The organism is Methylocystis sp. Se48, from assembly GCF_056269425.1.
Window position 1 is genome coordinate 1,363,866 of the sequence record NZ_CM149850.1, and the last position, 20,028, is coordinate 1,383,893.

General features: G+C 63.0%; 17 protein-coding genes and 2 pseudogenes. 7 read left to right on the forward strand and 12 right to left on the reverse strand.

The window, feature by feature from the left end:
• Positions 1–12: 12 nt before the first annotated feature.
• Positions 13–273, reverse strand: a complete 261-nt coding sequence (gene bufA2, locus ACV959_RS06675; protein WP_475739117.1) for a BufA2 family periplasmic bufferin-type metallophore — start codon at positions 271–273, stop codon at positions 13–15.
• A gap of 1,412 nt (positions 274–1,685) precedes the next feature.
• Here bufA2 and ACV959_RS06680 point away from each other — a divergent pair.
• Positions 1,686–2,612 (forward strand): annotated as a pseudogene (locus tag ACV959_RS06680) (IS3 family transposase).
• A gap of 295 nt (positions 2,613–2,907) precedes the next feature.
• Positions 2,908–3,681 (forward strand): polysaccharide deacetylase family protein, encoded by a 774-nt coding sequence (locus ACV959_RS06685; RefSeq protein ID WP_475739118.1) that lies wholly within the window; start codon positions 2,908–2,910, stop codon positions 3,679–3,681.
• A 45-nt stretch (positions 3,682–3,726) separates the two neighbouring features.
• Here the strand turns inward: ACV959_RS06685 and ACV959_RS06690 are convergent.
• Positions 3,727–3,882, reverse strand: a pseudogene (locus tag ACV959_RS06690) (IS5/IS1182 family transposase); the annotation flags it as partial.
• Between the two features lie 70 nt (positions 3,883–3,952).
• On the opposite strand from ACV959_RS06690, the gene ACV959_RS06695 reads away from it, so the two are divergent.
• Positions 3,953–4,879: a transposase gene (locus ACV959_RS06695; RefSeq protein ID WP_475739606.1), complete on the forward strand. Its 927-nt coding sequence runs from the start codon at positions 3,953–3,955 to the stop codon at positions 4,877–4,879.
• A 276-nt stretch (positions 4,880–5,155) separates the two neighbouring features.
• Here the strand turns inward: ACV959_RS06695 and ACV959_RS06700 are convergent, their stop codons facing one another.
• The 3 genes from ACV959_RS06700 to ACV959_RS06710 all read right to left on the reverse strand — a co-directional run bounded on the left by ACV959_RS06700 (position 5,156) and on the right by ACV959_RS06710 (position 7,769).
• Positions 5,156–5,743: a hypothetical protein gene (locus ACV959_RS06700; RefSeq protein WP_475739119.1), complete on the reverse strand. Its 588-nt coding sequence runs from the start codon at positions 5,741–5,743 to the stop codon at positions 5,156–5,158.
• Positions 5,744–6,248: 505 nt separating this feature from the next.
• On the reverse strand, positions 6,249–7,478 hold the full coding sequence (locus ACV959_RS06705) for a pilus assembly protein TadG-related protein (RefSeq protein WP_475739120.1): 1,230 nt from the start codon (positions 7,476–7,478) through the stop codon (positions 6,249–6,251).
• 111 nt (positions 7,479–7,589) lie between these two features.
• The gene (locus tag ACV959_RS06710; RefSeq protein WP_475739121.1) at positions 7,590–7,769 is read right to left on the reverse strand and encodes a hypothetical protein; all 180 of its coding nucleotides are present in this window, start codon (positions 7,767–7,769) and stop codon (positions 7,590–7,592) included.
• Between the two features lie 211 nt (positions 7,770–7,980).
• Here ACV959_RS06710 and ACV959_RS06715 point away from each other — a divergent pair, with 211 nt between their 5' ends.
• The gene (locus ACV959_RS06715; RefSeq protein WP_475739122.1) at positions 7,981–9,078 is read left to right on the forward strand and encodes an alpha/beta hydrolase; all 1,098 of its coding nucleotides are present in this window, start codon (positions 7,981–7,983) and stop codon (positions 9,076–9,078) included.
• 470 nt (positions 9,079–9,548) lie between these two features.
• On the opposite strand, the gene ACV959_RS06720 is transcribed toward ACV959_RS06715, so the two are convergent.
• Entirely contained in the window at positions 9,549–9,764 is a 216-nt protein-coding gene (locus ACV959_RS06720; RefSeq protein ID WP_475739123.1) for a hypothetical protein, read from the reverse strand.
• A 272-nt stretch (positions 9,765–10,036) separates the two neighbouring features.
• Between ACV959_RS06720 and pdxR the strand changes: the two genes are divergently transcribed.
• Positions 10,037–11,566: a MocR-like pyridoxine biosynthesis transcription factor PdxR gene (gene pdxR / locus ACV959_RS06725; protein WP_475739124.1), complete on the forward strand. Its 1,530-nt coding sequence runs from the start codon at positions 10,037–10,039 to the stop codon at positions 11,564–11,566.
• 58 nt (positions 11,567–11,624) lie between these two features.
• Here pdxR and haoB read toward each other — a convergent pair whose 3' ends face one another.
• Together haoB and ACV959_RS06735 are read right to left on the reverse strand one after the other, a co-directional pair.
• Positions 11,625–12,575, reverse strand: coding sequence for a hydroxylamine oxidation protein HaoB (haoB, locus tag ACV959_RS06730; protein WP_475739125.1), 951 nt, complete (start codon positions 12,573–12,575; stop codon positions 11,625–11,627).
• Between the two features lie 103 nt (positions 12,576–12,678).
• A complete protein-coding gene (locus ACV959_RS06735; RefSeq protein ID WP_475739126.1) occupies positions 12,679–14,388 on the reverse strand; it encodes a multiheme c-type cytochrome in 1,710 nt (569 codons plus the stop codon).
• A gap of 213 nt (positions 14,389–14,601) precedes the next feature.
• Between ACV959_RS06735 and ACV959_RS06740 the strand changes: the two genes are divergently transcribed.
• The gene (locus ACV959_RS06740; protein WP_475739127.1) at positions 14,602–15,297 is read left to right on the forward strand and encodes a metallophosphoesterase family protein; all 696 of its coding nucleotides are present in this window, start codon (positions 14,602–14,604) and stop codon (positions 15,295–15,297) included.
• Between the two features lie 22 nt (positions 15,298–15,319).
• On the opposite strand, the gene ACV959_RS06745 is transcribed toward ACV959_RS06740, so the two are convergent.
• The 4 genes from ACV959_RS06745 to rsmI all read right to left on the reverse strand — a co-directional run bounded on the left by ACV959_RS06745 (position 15,320) and on the right by rsmI (position 18,573).
• Positions 15,320–16,276: a transketolase family protein gene (locus ACV959_RS06745; protein WP_475739128.1), complete on the reverse strand. Its 957-nt coding sequence runs from the start codon at positions 16,274–16,276 to the stop codon at positions 15,320–15,322.
• Positions 16,269–17,099: a transketolase gene (locus tag ACV959_RS06750; RefSeq protein ID WP_475739129.1), complete on the reverse strand. Its 831-nt coding sequence runs from the start codon at positions 17,097–17,099 to the stop codon at positions 16,269–16,271. Before ACV959_RS06750 ends, ACV959_RS06745 begins: the two co-directional genes overlap by 8 nt.
• 124 nt (positions 17,100–17,223) lie before the next feature.
• On the reverse strand, positions 17,224–17,601 hold the full coding sequence (locus ACV959_RS06755; protein WP_475739130.1) for a YraN family protein: 378 nt from the start codon (positions 17,599–17,601) through the stop codon (positions 17,224–17,226).
• Between the two features lie 9 nt (positions 17,602–17,610).
• A complete protein-coding gene (rsmI, locus tag ACV959_RS06760) occupies positions 17,611–18,573 on the reverse strand; it encodes a 16S rRNA (cytidine(1402)-2'-O)-methyltransferase (RefSeq protein ID WP_475739131.1) in 963 nt (320 codons plus the stop codon).
• A gap of 203 nt (positions 18,574–18,776) precedes the next feature.
• Between rsmI and ACV959_RS06765 the strand changes: the two genes are divergently transcribed.
• Positions 18,777–20,009, forward strand: a complete 1,233-nt coding sequence (locus ACV959_RS06765; RefSeq protein ID WP_475739607.1) for a penicillin-binding protein activator — start codon at positions 18,777–18,779, stop codon at positions 20,007–20,009.
• The last annotated feature ends 19 nt before the right edge of the window (positions 20,010–20,028 follow it).

The following is a 20,028-nucleotide window of genomic DNA, read 5'->3' on the forward strand; positions in this document are numbered from 1 at the left end:
CCCCGCGCCGGGTCAGTCCAGAACCTTTCCGCCCGCCTCCTCGCAGGCCTGGGCGGAATCCTTGTAAAGCCAGCCCTGTCCCTTGCAGGCGTTCATGCCCTTGCAGGCGTTCTTGGGCGTGTGGCAGTCGGACTTGCCCTTGCAGCTGTTGCCGCCGAGGCAATGCACTTTCCCCGCCGTCGTCGCCGCTTTCGCGGTCGGCGCCGCGCCCGCCAGAACCATCGAGACTGCGGCGATCGCCAGCGCCGCTCCGTTGACCGCATCTTTTTTCATTCGACTTTCCTCACCTTCGCAGAATTCGCGGGCGCGCGTCTTGTTGGGGCGCGGTTGCTGAACGAGGCTAGGAGGAGGGCGCGCTCCCTGTCAATCTCGGCTGCTCGCGATCCGGGGCCTCCCGGAAAGCCCATTGTGTTTTCGCCCCGGCGACGGAGGAGCGCAAAATCGAATCGTGCGCGCCGACTCGGGAAGCGGATGTTGACGATGGATCTGTCCCGGCGGATGCTTCAGGCCGTCGACGGCCCGCCCGTGGACATCCTCGATTTCCGGCCGCTCGCCCCGGATTCATGCGTTGGATCCGGCGAGAAAGCGAAGTTGGGCGGGTTCTGCGCGGGGGTGGGGCTTGACAAAAGCAAGGGCCTCCGGTGAATGTAGCTCGCGGTTCGCCGTAAAAAAGGACGTCTTTGAAAGGCGTAACTATAGAGGGAGGTAAAGATGGGTTGGCTCGTCCCCGCTGCTATGCTGGCTATGGTCGTCATCGCCGCTGTCACCATTACGCGCCTCTGATCGCCAAGATCAGCGTGCGATCGGCGCTCATTGAGCGGTCCGGTTTAAAGATCGTCAGCGTGACCAGCGCTGGCGGTCTTTTTTTATTTGCTGTTGTCGATTTCCCGGCGAGGTTCGCCTGATCACCCCTCGCGGGCGACAAGAGCCGCACGCAGAAAGGGTGATCTATCTGTTGCCAGAGAGGGTTCGCGAAACCGCGCCATGCGCCGGCCTTTTCGGCCGAACCCGCATCATTTCACAGCGCTGGGTTGAATGGCTCCCGATCAGGACTCGCTTTGGCTGGATAAGCTATCGTTTTAGCCAGCTAAAAATATCCACAAAAATAAATGACGCCGTTTTCTGCGCTAGCTTTGGCTGCGCCTTAGAGAAGTCGGAAAGTCGAATGGTCTCGGCGCCGCCATTCGATTCAGGTCTCGCTACCTCTCGCTTCATTTGCAACAATTCCGGCCATGCGGCGCGAGGTTGGGTAGGGGAGGCGCGCCGCAGTCTGCCGCCTCTGTCCATAGCGAACCGACAAGTCGTTGTGGCGAAAATGAAAAAGGCCGTCTATGCGTCGGATGCGGCGCTCGCTGAACCAACCCGCCCTGAGTAAGCGAGCGGCGTGCCGAGGCGCGGGTTACGTGCCTGACAGGGTCGAGATTGTCGGGGTCGATCAGGGAATGAAATCGAGCCGCTGCAAGCGGCGCCGCTGCCCGGCCGATCATTGCGTCGCCGGAGGCATGACGAACTGTTCTATGGCTTGACGCCGCATTGCTTCTGGCAAACCAACAAATCCTTGTTGCAGCACTTTACGCAGGTCGCGTGGCCATCGCCGGTCGCGATGCATTTGTCGAAGATTGCCTTACAGTGAGCCGCCGCCGGTTTCATGGACGCCGAGAAACGGTGTTTCATGAGGCCGGAGGCTGGCTACGGCGAGACGGATATTCAGTCGGGAGTTCAAGGTCGAGGCGGTTCGGCTGGTCAAGGAGCGCGGCGTCAGTTTTGCGCCGGCCTGCCGCGATCTGGACGTGCATGAGAACGTGCTGCGGCGCTGGATTCGGGAGTTGACGGGGGATCCTGCGCAGGCCTTCCCCGGCCACGGCCAGCAGAAGCCGGAGCAACAGGAACTCGAGCGGCTGCGCCGTGAAGTCGCCAAATTGCCGGCGGAGCGCGATATTCTAAAAAGGCTGCAGCCTTCTTTGCGAGGGAAGCGAAATGAGGTTCGTTTTCATCGCAAAGCACCGGAGCGTCTGGCAAGAAGTCGTTCTCTTGGGCGTGGCTCTGCGAAGCGCTGGACGTCTCCCGATCGGGTTTTCACGCTTGGCTGCGTCGCCGGCCGAGCGCCCGGTCAGTTGCCGACGAAGAATTGACGGAGCAAATCCGCGCGAGCTTCGCGGGCGGCGCCCGAACCTACGGGGCCCGCCGCGTCTGGCGGGACGTTCTGGCCGAAGGCGTCTCCTGCGGCCTGCACAAGATCGAACGGTTGATGCGACGAACGCCTTTCGGGTCCGACCGCGCCGCCGCGGGCTGCCGAAGGACCGGACGCCTTGCCGCATCGCTCCGACATGGGCAGCCAAATTACGAGCGAGCAGTTCCAGCGTCTGATGGCCGACAATGGCGTCGTTTGTTCGATGAGCCGATCCGGCAACGTTTGGGACAATGCGGCGATGGAGGGCTTCTTCTATTCGCCGAAGACCGAGCGGATCGGGAAGAAAGTCTACCGCACGCGTGACGACGCCCGGGCGGACGTCTTCGATTACGTCGAGCGGTTCTACAACCCCGTCCGCAGGCACCCTACGATCGGCTGCGTCAGCCCGGTCGAGTTCGAAAAGAAGGCAGGGATAACTTAACCCGGCGTCCACGAAACCGGCAGCAGCTCAGTCAGAAACGCGGCGATTTGGCGAGGTTGACAGAAGCGTCCGACTTCAGTTGAAAGCTCAGGATGAATAAGCCGGAGAAATTCTTATCGAGCCCGCTCAACTAGACTTTGAGACTGAACTCGACCGCAAGCCCGCTCTCCTGAGCGACTTTCAGAGACGGCTGCGCCTTGTCAGAGGGGGTAATTTGAGAGAGAGTTCCACTCGTAGGAGCCTCTATCTGGCGAATTCCGCGTAAAGGTCGTCGTTCGTTGTTAGCGAGGATAAAATGAATACAAAAATTCTCACATTTTTATATCATGAAGTCACAGATCATCCAGACCTTTCTGGATTCCAAAGGCAAGGAGCGCTTCCCTACAAACATGGAGTAAATAAATTCTTGTCGGACCTAGATGCAATCGCGTTGGAGCATGTCAAAGCGTCGAGTATATTTGAAGCAGTTGGTAGCCAGAAAACGTCGTTGGTTATGACTTTTGACGATGGAGGCGTCTCCGCAATACAAATAGCCGATCTATTGGAAAAGCGAGGATGGCTTGGTCATTTTTTTGTCACCACGTCGTTAATTGGGAAGGCTGGGTTTTTAACCGAGGGTGAAATTCGTAATCTCGATAATAGAGGACACATAATAGGCTCTCACTCCCACACCCATCCGGATATCTTTAGAGACATCCCCTATAAACAAAAGATCGAAGAATGGCGCGTCAGCAAGGAGAAGCTAGAAGAGATTTTAAGAAAAGAGATATTTTGCGCATCTGTGCCGGGCGGGGATATGGATGATGATACGATAAAGTCAGCAGCAGAAGTTGGTATAAAGTATCTTTTTACATCTGAGCCGAGCTATTCTCCTTATGAAAAATATGGAGTGATTGTCATCGGAAGAGTTTGCGCAAAAAATACGACTACGACTAAACAGGTGCATACATGGGCTAAGGGAGAAGGGTTTGTTCGTGCCAGATTTGTGCGTTTTTGCAAAGAAATAATCCGAACTATACTACATCCAGTTTACCGAGGTTACGTCAGGATTAACGAACGAAAAATCTAGTGGATCAAATTTAGAGATGATTTGGCTCAGAACCTGTTTGGAAATTCATGGGTGAGCATTTCGACGGATGAGGAGGCCGCCGATGGCGACGTGGCTAATGGCGGTTGAGACGTCGATGCGGCGCTCTTAATCTCGAACAAGCCTGCGCCAGCGGATCATCCAGCCGAAAGTTCGTTCGACGACCCAGCGACGCAGCAGAACTGGACGCTACTATCAACTTCGCCAAATCGCCGCGTTTCTGATTCTCCGTCGCCGAAGGAACAGGGGGCGGATCGATGCGGGGGCAGGCTGGATTTTTGTCGACGAGCGGCTCAGGCGGGTGAGCGGGCTCGGGGATCATCAGGAAGCGTTCGTGGCGGCGGTCGATTTCGAGATGTTCCGCGCCGATCTCGTCGCGGCGCTGGGCTATTCCGACGGCGCGCGGGGCGGCAGGCCGGCATTCGATCCGGTGATGATGTTCAAGATCCTCGTCGTCCAGGCGATGGACAATCTCTCCGACGAGCGCGCCGAGTTTCTCATCAACGACCGCATGTCCTTCATGCGCTTCCTCGGCCTGTCGCTCGCCGACCGGGTTCCCGACGCCCGCACCATCTGGCTGTTCCGCGAGAAGCTCACAATGGCTGGCGCGATCGAGCCGCTCTTTGCCCGTTTCGACGCGGCGCTGCGCGCCTCGGGCGATATCGCCATGTCGGGCCAGATCGTCGACGCGACGCTGGTCGCCGCGCCCAAACAGCGCAACACCGAGGACGAAAAGAAGGCGATCAAGGAGGGGCGCATTCCCGAGGGTTGGGCTACGACGCCCGCGAAACTGCGGCGGAAAGATCGCGACGCGCGTTGGACCGTGACGTTCAGCAAGGCCAAGGCGCGGCCCGATGGAACGAAGCCCCCGGTCGACGTCGCCATCCCGACCTTCGGCTATCAGAACCATATCGCGATCGACCGCGGTTTCGGCTTCATCGGCCGCATTCATCGCAAGAAGCCGAAGGGGCGCCCCATGCCCGACGCCGTCCGTCGGGCGAACGCCATGAAATCGACCGTGCGCTCGCGCGTCGAGCATGTCTTTTCCGGGCAGAAGGAAAGGATGGGCCTTTTCATCCGAACGATCGGCGTCGCGCGCGCCAGGGTCAAAATCGGGATGGCCACCCTCGTCTATAATTTCAAGCGGCTGGTCTTCTGGCGCAGGATCGCCGCCGCCTGAGGCTCCGCCCAGGCGGAGCGGCGCTGCTGGCGCACGCCAAACTCATCCCCCCGACGTTCCTGACGCGAAAACACGACGCCGTCGACACACGCAACGTGTTGATGGAAGCGTCCAGATTATCAAAAAACGCCTGCTTCCGTGATTCTGCGGGCGTCCTGAGCGTCGCAGCCGAGCGTCGCCTTTTCCTTGTTTTCGACGGGGAGAGGGAAACCCGAAGCCTCCAGCAGGGATGACCCGCCGCCATTGCGGCAAGTCAGGCTTCCGCTTGGCGAAGGCTTACTGAACGCGCCGCAGCGGTCCGGCCGCGTCCGGGAAGTTTCCGCTGTTGAGCACCTGGACGCCGGCGTTGTGTTCTCCGTTGAAAGGCGTCACTGTGCCAGGGCAACCCGCCGCAACGGCGTCCGCAGGGCGATTGAACCAGATTCCGATATGGAAGGTGTGGATGGCGCCGTTCGTCGCCGGATTGGTTCTTGCGTCCCCGGCGTGAATCCAGGGCGCCGCCGCCGCGCCCGGCGCAATGACGAACGTTTCGATGTTAAAGCGGCCTTCGAAGTTCGCGACCGCCACGCCATTGGCGTCCGTGGTCATATCGCCCTGATACCAGGACATGCCAAAGGGCGCCCTCGGAACCTGAGTGAGGAACACGTCGAGGCCGATATTCGGCGCCAAGCCGAAAACCTCGATGTGCATCGTCTCTTTCTCGGAATGCGGTTCGATGGTGACAATCGCGCGCGCGTTCGGCGCGCAGGTCGCCACCGTGCTCGACCGAACGAGACTGAACCGGAGGTTGTTCGCCGCAAAGCCCGGCGTCGACGTCGCCGTCGCAGCCGCGACGGCGAGCGCCGCGAAAGCGCTCTTTCTCATAACCATTTCCCCCAACAAAAATTGCGAATTTGACTCAACGTCCCATCCTATGACGGCTTTCCGATTTCACCAACAACCATGGCGGGAATCGCGCTACTGCTCGCCAGCAAGGTCCATGAACATATGGACCTTCACGGCGATGTTCATGACGGCGAGGATTAGGCCCAGCCAGATCGCGACAAAGAGCGCCCAAAATCTCGGATCTGCGTGCATGAGGGGATCTCCTCTGCGGAAACGACCGAGGATGCGCCGCTTCGCCGCTGGATGACAAGGGCGCGCCGGAGGGCGGGGCCGTCCGATATTATCCCTTCACTGGCGCTCGCCATTCGCGCGGCCATGAAAAAAAGACGGCCTGCCGGAACCTTTTCGTCCCACGGCAGACCGTCGCTTCCCCTCAAAACCCGCCCTGAAACGAAATCAGGCTAACGCTGACGCGCGCCGCGGCCAAGCGCGGCATTTTGCAGAAGCGACGTTTCTCCCGGACGATGGTTAAGCGCGGCGGCCGCTATTTCACGAGCTTCGCCACCGACGGCGCGGCGCCCGGGACCTGGATCGCCTTGCCTGCGCTTTGGAAGTTCCAGTTCGACGTGTTTAGGATGATCGAGTTGACGACGAGCGTAATCTTTTCGGCCGTCAGATTGGACATGTTGTTGAAGGTCAGGTCGCGGCTCGGCAGATACATAAGTCCCTGAAAGACGTGGCCGGAGCCGCCGTTGACGACAAGAGGACTCCTCTCAAGGCCCTTCGGCTCGAACATCAGAATGTCGGCGTAGGCTCCCGATGTCGGGGCGGTCAGCGTCGCTGGCACACCGCCGTTAATCTGCACGTAGGAATTCTTGTCGGCGAAGTAGAACGTGACTCCGGAACCCACGATGGTCCAGCCCGTATTGAGGTTCCAGACTGCGCTCTTGAAGACATAGAGACCGGGGTTGAGCGTCAGCTTGCCCGAGCCGTTGAAGTTGAAACCGCCGCAATAGACGCCCGGCGATACTGTCACCTCGCCGGAATAGGTCTGACCGGAAACCGTGCAGGCGCCCGCGGAAACCGTTGGCAGCGTCGCCTCGAAGGGATCGCTGGCGGTCTTGCAATCCGTCTGGAGCATCGGGAGCGTTGCTGAGTTCAGGAGCAGATTTTTCCCGGCGACGCAAATCCGCGCGACCTTCAAGTCGACGCTGGAATTGAAGGTCGCCGCAGGATTGCCCTGAGACGCGACGTGAATCTCGCAGCCCGGCGCGTTGAGCGAGGCGAAAGCGTTTGCAAGCAGGCCGGGGCTTGCGGTTGCGCTTTTGGCCAGAATGCAGACCTTGCTTTGCGATCCCGCAACCGCGTTTGCCGCCGTCGCCGTAGCGGATAGATCGATCGTCTGGAGCCGCATCAGCTTCATTACCGTTGTCGGCAAAGCTGCAGTCGCCGTCACCTGGATTTGTCCTGCCGAAGGCGAAACGGCGGAGACGTTCGGGTTGATAAGATTGGCCAGCGGGCCGAGATTTGCGCGGACGGTCGATCTCGCTATCTGTTCCCTTTGCGCGAGGGGAAGTTCGGGCGTCTTGGCCGCCGCCAGCGTGCCCGCGTCGACCGCGTCCTGAAGCGCGGAACGCGCCTGCGACGCGCGGCCAAGATCGATCGCGGCGCCCGCGGTGAGCAGCAAGGGCGCGAGTGCGAGCCCGAAGAACATCGCCGCTTGCCCGCGGTTGTCGCGGCGGCACTCGGAGACCCGGTCTATGAAGGAGCGCATCGGGATTGCCTCGAGATGGGGAGCTCCCGCAAATTAGCCGTTAAAATAGTAACAATTCGTTGTGCAGAATGGATAGAGGCGGCCGAGATCCAGCTTCAAAACGTCACGCGCTCAAGACCTCGCATCAATCGCGCATGCTTCTGAACCGCGCGGCTCGCAGCCGTCGATATCGATCCGGTCGTTCTTGCCTTTCGGCGGGAAGGGAAGCAGGCGGCCCGGCGCGCGGGGGCCCACACGCCGAGCCTCGCCGTCCGAAACGGGCAGAGAATCGAACGGCTTGAACTCGACCATAACAGAGTTCGCTTGCCTTCGCCATTTCCCCGCGTCATTCAGAATCGGGCGTTCTCGCGCGTCGGACCAGTGTGTGCGGCGTTCGCCGATTGTGGGTTGGACTCTCGCAGTTTCATCGGCCTCGCCGGCGCGGCGGGGGCAGGAGCTGAGGACAATCACGACCGATTCCTATTAAGCTGAACGCTTCATGCGGCAGGGGTTCTCGCGATCCATGAAAATTTCCCGGTTCTCGGCGTCTCTCCCGATCATCTGGCTCGCGCTGACGTCCTGCGCGCAGGCGAAACAACGCCTGCCGACCGACGCGCGCGCCGCGGCCGCGATGAACGCCGAACCTGGCCCCCGCAGGGTTCCGCCGAGGGTCGTTCCCGTGCCGGCCGACGTCAGCCGCCAGCTACAGGCGCTGATCCGCGCGCCCTATCCGCCGGGAATCGGCGCGGCGCCGCCGCCAGCGACCCGGGCCGCGTGGGCCGCGCTCAAAAAGCGGCTCGATACGGAATGGTCGGAGCCGCTGGCCGCCCTTCGCAAGGAACTCGCGGTCATGGTCGAGCCGCAGACGATCGCGGGCGTGAAGGCCTATCTGGTTACGCCGAGAAACTTGCGCCCGGAGAACGCCAACCGGATGCTCATTCACCTGCATGGCGGCGGTTACGTCTTCGGGGGCGGAGAGGCGGCGACGAACGAGGCCGTCATGATGGCGGGCCTCGGCGGCTATCGCGTCATCTCGGTCGATTATCGCATGCCGCCGGAGGCGCCGTTTCCCGCCGCCCTCGACGACGCGCTCACGGTCTGGCGGGCGATGGCGCAATCGGTGAAGCCGGAGAACATGGGCGTATTCGGCTCCTCCGCGGGCGGCGGGCTCGCGCTCGCCATGGTTTTGCGCGCGAGGGACGAAGGCCTTCCGCCGCCCGCCGCGGTTTCGGCGGGAACGCCGTGGTCGGACCTCGACAAGATCGGCGACAGTTACTTCGCGAATGAATATGTCGACAACATGCTCGTCACCTGGGACGGCTGGCTCGGCGCGGCGGCGAAGCTCTACGCCGGCGGCCATGATCTCAAGCACCCGTATCTTTCGCCGGTCTATGGCGATTTTCGGAATTTTCCGCCGACCATCCTCACCACGGGAACGCGCGACCTGTTTCTGTCAAACACGGTTCGCGTGCATCGCGCCCTGCGTCGCGCAGGCGTCGAGGCCGATCTCAACGTTTATGAGGGCATGAGCCATGCGCAATACTCCGGGCCGGACATGCCCGAGGCTCGGGAAGCGTTCGGCGACATTACGCGATTCTTCGACGCGCATCTGGGAAGGTGAAACACGCCGACGACGGCGGACGGCGTCCGACGCGCTTTAGCCGTAGACCCAGCCGACGAAGGCGGCCCCTAGGAAAAAGCCGAACGCTCCGAAGATAATAATTTTGGTCAAGCCTTCCGGCACGCGCAAACCCCCTCGCTCAGAAAAACGGCCCGTCGCTACATCCGCGCTCGGGCCGCTCGATGGAGACGATGGCGAAGCCCCGTCTCTTTCGGACAGATAGTGACGCATTTCGAGGTCAACAAGCTCTGGCCATCGAAAAAGCTACATCCAGCCGTCCAGTCTGCCGATTGCGAACAGCGTGAAGAGACTGAGCAACTCCAACGCGAGGAACACGGCGAAGGCCATGGGCAAGCTCATATGCGGGTCTCCTTGACGCTTTTGGTTTCTCGGACGCGCCGAACGATTTGGCGAGAAACAAACGGCCGTAAGGCTGATTGCCGCGGTTAACCACCCATATGGCGCGGCGGCTAATCGCGACCAGCTTCGGCGGCGATAGTCCGCAGCGCGGGAGCGTTGCCACTCTCGGCGACCAGCGCTTCGGACGCCACGACGGTCTTCGCCGTCGGCCGGGCGGCGTGAACGACGCGATGCCGGTCAGGACCGCTGAAGCTCGTGATGAACCCGAGAGCCAGAAAACCGACCCAGAATGCAGCCGGCACGAATTTCGAACTGGCTAGCGACATCGTTTCCTCCCCGGTCGACGCGTTTATTTTCGCCAGTCATAGAGTTTCTCAATAACTGCGCCAGGAAAAGCGCCAGTCCAAACCTTGTTAATGGCGCCAGTTAAAGGATTTTTGACAATCTCCTGGTCGCGCGCATCGGTCGCGCCCCTGGAGCTGGTGGCGCCAGTAGACGGTTTTGTCGTGGATCTATGGCGCAACGCCGGAGCGCCCTACTTCTTCATTCACAAGCTGCCAAAAGCGCAACCAGGTGCGGATATCCCCTCATGATAAGCATGTCGTCGGTCAGTCGTCCGAATCCGGTGGTCCGGAGCGGCCACGTGCAATTGTCGATCATCCTCAAAGACTCCGAGAAATCGACGCTTCAGAACCAGATCTTCGACCAGATACGGACGATGATTCTGAACGGCCAGCTGCGCGGCGACGATCCGCTGCCCACCACGCGGGAACTGAGCGCGCAACTCGGCGTGTCGCGCAATACGGCGGTGCTGGCCTATGAGCGACTGATCGCCGAAGGCTATATCCGCACGAAGCCCTATGTCGGCACTTTCGTCTCGCCGGATTTGCCGGACACGGCCTTTTTGTCCTCCGCCACGGCGCCGGCTACGCCCGAAGCCATGGCGGCGCCGGTCGCGGAGCCCATCTCGGCTATTTCTCCTGTCCGGGAGATGCGGACCCATCGTCTCGCCGATCCTGATCGCCGTCGACTCGCCGCCGATTTCTGGGTGGGACGGCCGGACGCGCGCACCTTTCCGCTCAAGGCCTGGTCGCAGCATATCAAGGCGCGGCTGAAGTCGGCCGGCTCGCGTCTCACGAGCTACAGCGACCCTGCCGGCCTTCTCGAACTGCGTCAGGCGATCGCGAAACATCTGGCGCCGGCGCGCGGCGTCGTCTGCGATCCCGACCAGATCATCATCGTCGGCGGCTGCCAGGACGGCTTCAACCTCGTGGGCCGTCTGCTCGTCACGCCGGGATCGACCGCCGTCGTCGAATCGCCCTGCTACCAGGGCGCGGCGTTCGTTCTCGAGAGTCTGGGCGCAAAGCTTCATCCGGCGCCGATCGATCATGACGGACTCGACGTCACGAAGCTTCCGCCCGTGAAGGGCGCGCTCGCCTATGTCACGCCGTCGCATCAATATCCGATCGGCGTGACGATGAGCCTCCAGCGGCGCATCGAGCTTCTGTCCTGGGCGACGCAATACGACGCCTATATCATGGAGGACGACTACGACAGCGACTTCCGATTCGTCGGCTCGCCGCTGACGGCGCTGAAGGGGCTCGATCGCAACGAGCGCGTCATCTATCTCGGCACCTTCTCGAAATGCATGGGGCCGGGGCTTCGCCTCGGATATGTCGTCGCGCCCCCGCGACTCGTCGAGAGCTTCCGCCGCATGAAGATGCTGATGAACAACGGCCAGAGCTGGCTGGAGCAGGCGGCGATGGCCGATTTCATGGCGAGCGGCGAGTTCGGGCGTCATCTGCGCCGCATCCGTCAGCTTTACCGCGACCGGCGCGACGCGCTGCTCGCGGCGCTGAAGAAACATTTCGGCGAATGCGAGATCTACGGCGAACAGGCGGGCATGCATCTCGTCTGGAAATTGCCGGAAGGATTCCCGAGCGCCGCCGAGGTCGAGGCGAAGGGACTCGCGGCGGGCGTCGGCGTCTGTTCGCTCGCGACGGGCTCCGCGCTGCGTTTCGAAGACGACGACGGCGGCGACCGTCTGCTGATGCTCGGCTTCGTCGCGCTCACCGAAAAGGAGATCGAGGACGGCGTCGCGCGGCTCGCAGGAGCGCTGAAGGCCTGATCGCCAGCATTTGAAAAGGCGCTTCCTCTCCGGTTTCGCGGAGAGGGACGGCGCGGCGTTATCGCTTCAACTGATAAACCCACCAGCCCTTGTGCTGATAGACGAGATCGAACCGTTCCAGCTGCGCCGGGTTCGACGTCGAGAATGGCAGGAGCTTCGCGATCAGCGCGTCGCTTTCGCCCTTGCGCTGGAAGTAATGCAGCCGCGTCGCGCCGCCGATCGGCTCGACGGCGAAGCCGCCGTCGATCTTCTGCTCCCGCATCCATTCCGTCGCCGATTTGATGACGCCATGCGACACGCCGGACGAGGGGAAGTCCTTGTAGGCGATAGATAGGCGCTCCGGCCGCGCCGCCGCCGCTTTCCAGACGTCCGAAATATGAACCGCGACGTAAGCGGGTTTTCCGCCCGCTAGCGTCGTCAGCGTTTCAGCGCCCTGTTTTTCGTCCGCGAGCATGGCGGAGATGAATTGGCCGAATGGCCCGGCGGCTTGAGGATCGGCCCCTGCGCCCCAGCGCGCGCGCTCGGCCTCCCGCGCCTCCGTCCAGGTCGAGGGAATCAGCAGGCCGCGCGCTTCGGGATCGTCGAGCGGCGCGTTGCGTTTGGCGGCGACTCGGATCGCGCGCGAGAGATCCCACCAGGCGAGAATGACGGCGTCCTCGGGCGCATGTTCGCGGATCGCGGCCAAAACCTTCACAGCGTCGGCGGGGCTGACGTCCGCGAACAGGATCGGCTCGGTGACCTCGTTGCGCCAGACGAGCGGCGCAAGGCGCGGACCGTCGACGACGACAAGTCCCATCGCAACCGGACGGCGTTCCTCGGGGCTCGTGACCTCGACGCGCCTCAGCGCATCCGGCGCGAGCCCGAGGCTTTCGACCTCCTTTGCGGCGTCTGCCGGCGCAAGGGCGACGCTCAGGGCGTAATGCGAAACGGTTCTGAGCGCCGAATATCCGGCCCAGCCGATGAGGCCCAGTCCGACCGCGACCAGCACGGCGCCAAGGATTCGTTTCATGAAGCTTTCCATTCCGTGCCGACGAACAGGAAGCGGCCCGGAAACGTCGACGTTCCCGGGCCGCTCGATGTTTTTGCGCTTCGTGACGCGGCCAGGCTTGGCGTTACGCCTTCTTGCGATCGCGCTTCAGCATCAGCCCCGCGCCGACGAGCACCGCAAGACCGCCGAGGCCGGCCGCCCAGGCGCGGCGCATCGGCGAGTCGAGCTCGAGATCGCCGCGTTTCTGGCCCGAGATGCGCTTGAGCTCCGCGCGAATCTCCGCCGCTTCACGCAGCTTGGCATCCTCGTCGTTGATCCGCGCCGCGCTCTTGATGAGCTGCGACCAACCGTCCGAGTAGGTGTAGCCGCCGGGATTCATGTGCGCGAGCGCCTTGTAGTGCTTGATCTGATGGTGCTCCCACATCTCGGCGAATTCATACTCGACGGCGGACGGGTTGTTGCCCTTCTGCCAGAAGAGCTGGAAGAAGCCGCCGGCCTCGTCCTTCTCCGGCGCAGGCGGGATCGGGCGATTGGTCGTCTGACCCGGCAGCAGCTTGTCGTTGTAGAGCTTCACCAGAACGCTGCGCGCTTCCTCGGTGATCTTGAGGCCCGAGATCACGCCCTTGTCCATGCCGTCCAGATAGGCGCGGGCGAAGCTGTCGGAGTGACAGTTCGAGCACGTCGAAACCCACGCATCCTTGCGTTTGACGAACCACGGATGGTTCAGATTGTCGGCGATCTTCGGCATGGGCATGAAGGCCCAGCGCGACTTGCGCACCATGTTATGCGTGAACTTGCCCTCATATTCCATGTGGCAGAACTGGCACGTGGGCGCGTTCATGTGGCCTTTTTCGAAGGCGTCCGCGAGGCGCGCATTCCAGTCCCACTGGTCGCCGCGCGTCTGATAGACCGTGCCGTGCTTCGAGAGCAGGTAGTTCTCGAATTCATTGTGGTCGACGCCGTTGTGGCACTGCGCGCAAGCCTGCGGCTTGCGGGCTTCGACCGCCGAGAACTCATGCCGCGTATGGCAGGAGTTACAGGTCGTTTGCGGCGTGTGGCAGAAGGTGCACCCTTCCGCGACCTCGCGCTGCTCCATCGCGGCCCAAATCGCGTTCTCGACATTCGCCTTGTAGGAAACCGCGTGCGACGGATGGCCCGGCTTCCACTGGTCCTGCGGCCAGGTGAAAGTGTCGCGTTCGGATTCGCGCTCAGCGAACTGCTGCACGTGACACTGGCCGCAGGCCGCCGCGTCCGGCATCTTCAGCTCCGCCTTGTGGCTGCCGTGATCCTTGCCGACGCCCATATGGCAGTCAATGCAGCCGACCTCCTTGAGATTCTCGCCGGCCTTCAGCGTTCCCATCGAGCGGAGGTTGTCTTCCACCTCCTTGATCATCGCCTTCTTGTAGGCGCGCGAGTCGCTGTCCGGCAGCTTGCGGATTTCGTCGAGATTGCCGTGCGCGCTCTTCTGCCAGCTGTGCGTCCAGCCGGGCGTGACCTGCTTATGGCACTCTACGCAATCGTCGCGCTTCGCGTCGACGTCGATCGTCTGCGGAGGCTTATAGAAAGTGTGCGGGTTCAGATATTTCGAAATCGGGATCGGCTCCCAATATTTCGAAAGGGAACCTTTGCCTGCGCCCTGGGACTCGTCATGATAGCGCTTCGTCAGCGCGTCGTAGATTTCTTTCGGCGTAGCTGTTTTGGAAAGACCGAGCGCCGTGTATGTCTCGTCCGGAGTTTCCGCCGACGCCGGCGCAAGCGTCGCCAGTACGGCGCCGACAAGCGCAAACAGGCCGACGCACAGGCGACGGCGTAAAATCGCTCCCAAATTCAACATTTTCCCCTCGGCGCGCGAAGATTCCCCCTGTGGCGGCATTGTTTACAGCGGAGCAGTCGCTGGAAAGGACCACAGCGCCCGGCGCAAATGGCGCCAGCTGTGCTTTCTCTTCGACGCTGCGCCGCTGGCCACCGCCTTGCGGAACGATAGATCAGGAATTGTGATTAGGCCATGACTGCGCGATCGATTTTGGATGCTGCGGCGCCAACGGGCATGCGTATTTACGCGGTCGGCGACGTCCACGGCCGCGCGGATCTGCTGGGCGATCTTTCGCGGCGCATCGAAGCCGATTTGCGGTCAAGGCCCTGCGACGACGCGGTGACGATCTTTCTCGGCGATTATGTCGATCGCGGAATTGATTCCCGCGGGGTGATCGAGCGACTGGCGACGGGCGATTTTCCGACCCCGATTCGCACGCTTCGCGGCAATCACGAAGAGGTCATGCTCAATTATCTCGACGACGCCAGGATCATCGAGGAGTGGTCGGCTTTTGGCGGGCTGGCCGCGCTCGAATCCTACGGCGTGGACGTGGAGCGCGAGATGCGTCGCGGCGGCGCCGTCGCCTTGCAGGAAGCCTTTCTCGCGCGTTTTCCCCAGTCGCATCGCCTGTTTCTAGAAGCGACCGAGTTTTCGGCCGAATACGGCGATTACTTCTTCTGTCACGCCGGCGTTCGCCCGAACGTGCCGCTGGAGCGTCAAAGCCCGGACGATCTGCTCTGGATTCGTTACGAGTTTCTCGACTACCGCGGCGACTTCGGCAAGATCGTCGTCCACGGCCACACGGCGCGCGCGGAAGTCGAAAATCTCGCGAACCGGATCAATCTCGACACGATGGCGTTTCGCAGCGGCGTGCTCACGGCGGTCGCGCTGGAGGGCGCGGAGCGGCGATTCATCGCCACCGCGCCGTGAGCTTTGCGCTGCGAAACGAGGATCACGCCGATTCCACGATTCTCGACAGAGGCGCGCCCGCGGAGAGCGCCGACGCGATGGCGGCTTGCACGGCGCCAGCGTCCATTCCATAGCGACCGCGCAGATAGGACTGGTCGCCGACGATCGTCGGAAATACGTCGCCGAGCGCGACGCTTTTGAAGAACCCTGAGCGGACGCCGTGCGACAGCAAGGTTTCCGCCACGGCGCCCTTCAGTCCGCCGATCCGGCTGTGCTCCTCGAGCGTCACCACGCCGCCGGTCTCGCGCGCGGCGGCGACGATCGCCGCTTCGTCCAGCGGCTTGATCGTATGCATGGCTTCGATGCGGCATTCGACGCCCTGCGCCGCAAGCCGCTCGGCCGCGACCAGAGCCTCGCGCAGGATTGCGCCCGTGGCGATGATTGTTGCGTCCGCGCCCTCGCGCGCGCGGCGCGCCTTTCCGAGCGTCGCGCGCTCGCCCGCGCGCCGCGCCATGCCGCCCGCGTCCTTGTCGATGCGCAGATAGGCGGGGCCTTTCGTCTTCGCGAGTTCGCGCGTGAGATCCTGCGCCTCCCATTTCTCGGTCGGCGCCACGACGCGCATGTTGGGCAGGGCGCGCATGATGGCGAGGTCTTCCGTCGCGAAATGCGACATGCCGAGTTGGCCGTAGGAGAAGCCGCCGCCGATGGCGACGATCGTTACGTCGCAATTATGGTAGCAGACGTCGTTGCGCACCTGCTCCAGACAGCGAAGCGTCGGAAAGTTTGCGATAGAATAAGTGTATACGCGCCAGCCCGACAACGCCATGCCCGCCGCGATGGACGTCATGTTCTGCTCGGCGACGCCGGCGTTGATGAACTGGTTCGGGAAGCGCTCGGCGAATTTGCCGATGACGCCGTAGCCGAGATCGCCCGTGATGAGAACGACGCGCGGATCTTCCGCCGCCAGTTCGGTCAGCGTTTCGATGAAAGCGTCACGCATCGGAAGCCTCCAGCTCGGCGATCGCCCGATCGAAATCCGCGCCGAGCGGCGTTCGGTAATGCCAGGCCACCTGGTTCTCCATGTAGGACACGCCCTTGCCTTTCGTGGTATGGGCGATGACGACGCTCGGGCGGCCTTCCGTGAAGGGCAGGCGCGCGAAGGCGGAAAGAAGCTGCGCGTGATTGTGGCCGTCGGCCTCCTCGATCGACCAGCCGAAGGCGCGCCATTTATCGGCGAAGGGCTCCAGGCCCAGCGTCTCCGAAACGGGCGCGAGGCTTTGCAGCTTGTTGTAGTCGACGATGGCGATGAGATTGTCGAGCTTGTGATGGGCTGCGAACATCGCCGCTTCCCAGGTCGAGCCCTCGTCGCATTCGCCGTCCGAGAGCAGCGCGAAGGCGCGCCAGCTTTCGCCTGCGCGCTTCGCGGCGAGCGCCATTCCCGTCGCCACGTTCAGCCCATGGCCGAGCGCGCCCGTGGAAAACTCAACGCCCGGCACGTCCTTGTGCGAGACATGGCCCGAGAAGATCGAGCCGTTCTGGTAGTGCTGCTCCAGCAGCGACGGGTCGAAGAAGCCCGTTTCAGCCAACGCCGCGTAAACGGCGGCGCCGGCATGGCCCTTGGAGAGCAGGAAACGGTCGCGGTCGGGCTTGTGCGGATCGAACGGGTCGACGTCCAGGACGGCGCCGTAAAGCGCGGCCACGATGTCGGCGATGGAAAGCGCCGAGCCGACATGCGAGCTTTTTCCGCGGTTGGTCATGCGGACGACGTCTAGTCGGATGCGCTTGGCGAGCGCGGCCGTGTCGATTTTCTGGTTGAGGGGCATGGGGTCTCGCATCTGGAATTAGAGACGAGAAGGGTAGGGGGTAACGGTTGATAAAGAGTTTGGATAATGAACTCTTAAAGCGTCTCGTCGGCCGCGCTCGCCTGGAGATCTGGGGCGAAGGGGTTCACCCGAGCTGCAGTTCGAACGCGTTCTCCAAATGCCGTGGGAGTTTCCCCGGCGCGACGAAGATCGCGTCGGCGCGCAGCGTGAAATCCATCGCCCAGGGATGCGTGGCGACCCAGCGATTCGCCGCGCGCGAGACGCGGCGCTGCTTTTGCGGCGTGATGGCGGTGGCCGCGTCGTCGAAATCGCCCCGCGCCTTCACCTCCACGAAGACGACCGTGCGCCCGCGCTTCGCGACAATATCGATCTCGCCGCCGTTGATTCGGTAATTGCGGTCGAGGATCGTATAGAGTCGCGCGCGCAGCCAGAGCGTCGCGATGGCCTCGGCTTTCAGACCATAGGCGCGAGCGGCGCGGCGGGCGTCCTGTGTTTCACGCATATCAAGTGCTTAACCGTTATCTACGACAACGCGATCGGGCCTCCGGCGCAGCGGCGGTTGCTTCCTCCCTTCTGCCGCGAGTTGCAGCGCCCGCGCGTAAACCTGCCGGCGCGGCTGTCCCGTGGCGGCGGAAACGACGCTCGCCGCGTCTTTCACGGAATGGGCGCCGAGCGCTTCGTGGAGCCGCGCGTCGAGGTCCGCTTCCGCGAGCGCCGCCGCGCCCGCTTCGGGCGGCGCGATGAGCAGCACGATTTCGCCCCTCGGGGACTCCTCGGCCGCGAGGGCCTGCGCGAGCCCGGTCAGCGTTCCGCGCCGCACGGACTCATACATTTTCGTCAGTTCCCGCGCGATGGCGGCGTTGCGCGGCCCAAGAACCGCGGCGCAGTCGTCGAGCGTTTCGGCGAGACGGCGAGGGCTCTCGAAAAAGACGAGCGTGCCGGGCACCTGGGCGAGCTCCGCGAGCCGCGCGCGGCGCGGGCCGCTTTTGTGCGGCAGAAAGCCCTCGAAGAAGAAACGATCGGTCGGCAGGCCAGCGACCACCAGCGCGGCGAGAACGGCGGAGGGGCCGGGGACGGAAGTGACATGAAGGCCCTTTTCCAGCGCCTCCTGAACAAGCTTGAAACCAGGGTCGGAGACGAGCGGCGTGCCCGCGTCCGACACGAGCGCCAGCGCGGCGCCTCCTTCGAGCCGCGCGATCAGGTGCGGACGAATCACCTTGGCGTTGTGCTCGTGGTAGGCGACGAGCGGGGTCGAAATCCCGTAATGGGCGAGCAGCGTTTTCGTGACCCGCGTATCCTCCGCGATGACGGCGTCGGCGGCCGCGAGGGTGGCGAGGGCGCGGAAGGAAATGTCTTTCAGATTGCCGATCGGCGTCGCGACAACGTGAAGCCCGGGCGCGATTTTTTCCGCCTCGGCGCGCAGCCCGAAAGCGGTGTAGCCCGCGACGGGAGTTGGGTCGGCGTCTGTGGCCATTTCCGGATTCCCTCATCCGTTGTTCGTTTTGCCGTCCGGTTGTTCGGAATATGAAACCTCTGGTGGCGCTTCGGCAAGGCCTCGATTAGCGCTCCGACATTAATCTATTGACTTTCGGGCGAGGTGACGGACCCTATGCGCCGAAGAAACGCGCGCGCGCGGCCCCGGTCGCCATGGCGCAGGGGGTTGATTTCTCTATGAAGATGGATTCTCGAGCCGGCTGTGGCGGCGCTTTCCGGCGCAAGAAGGCGCTCGCTTTGACGGCTTGCGCGGCGCTCCTCGCGCTTGGCGCGTGCAACCCCGCGGCGGGGCCGGGCATTCCGGGCATGAAGGATCTGCGCATCGGCGCTCCTGCCGCGCCCGCGGATCAGCAGGCGGCCGCGGATGCGGGCGAGGTCATCGGCAACGGCGCGGTGAAAGTGGGGCTGATCGTGCCGCTGACGGGCGCGAGCGGCCCGTCGGCCGTCGGCGCGTCCCTGCGCAACGCCGCCAAACTCGCCTACGCCGACAGCGGCGTCAATGACGTTACCATCCTCGTCAAGGACGATCATTCGACGCCCGCAGGCGCCGCCGCCGCGACGCAGGCCGCGATCAACGAGGGCGCGGAGATCATTCTCGGTCCCGTCTTCGCGAATGACGTGAAGGAGGCGAGCCGCGTCGCGCGTAGCGCCGGCAAGCCGGTGATCGCCTTTTCGACGGATACGTCGGCCGCGGGTCACGGCTCCTATCTCCTGTCCTTTCTCGTGGAAGGCCACGTCGATCGCGGTCTGAGCTTCGCGGCGCAGCGGGGCAAGAAATCCGTCGCGGCGCTGGTGCCGGAGAACGACTATGGCACGCTGGCCATGGCGCAATTCCAGCAGAGCGCGGCGAATTACGGCCTCCGCGTGCCCGTCATCGAGCGGTACAAGCCGGGCGCGCCGGGCGAGTCGATCCAGCGGCTCGCCGCCGCGCGCGACCAGTTCGACGCGCTCTTCATTCCCGAGCAGGCCGACGCCATGGCGGCGGTCTCTAAGGAACTGGTCGCGAACGGTCTCGACTCGAAGAAGGTGCAAATCATCGGCACCGGCCTGTGGAACGACTCCCGCACGCTGAACCTGCCCGCGCTTCAGGGCGCTTGGTTCACGGCGCCGGAAAATGCCGGCTTCAACGCCTTCGCGAGCCGCTACAAGGCAAAGTTCGGCTCGGACCCCGCGCGCATCGCGACGCTCGCCTATGATGCGGTCTCGCTCGCCATCGCCTTGTCGCGTTCGCAAGGATCGCAGCGCTATTCGGAGAGCGTGCTGACCAATCCGTCCGGCTTCAACGGCGCCGATGGCGTTTTCCGCTTCAAGCCCGACGGCGCCAACGAGCGGGGCCTCTCGGTGCTCGAGATCGGCGGCGGGGCGGCCAAAATCATTTCGCCCGCGCCGCGGACCTTCACCGGGAACGGGGCGTAAGCGCTTCCTGCCGCTCGTT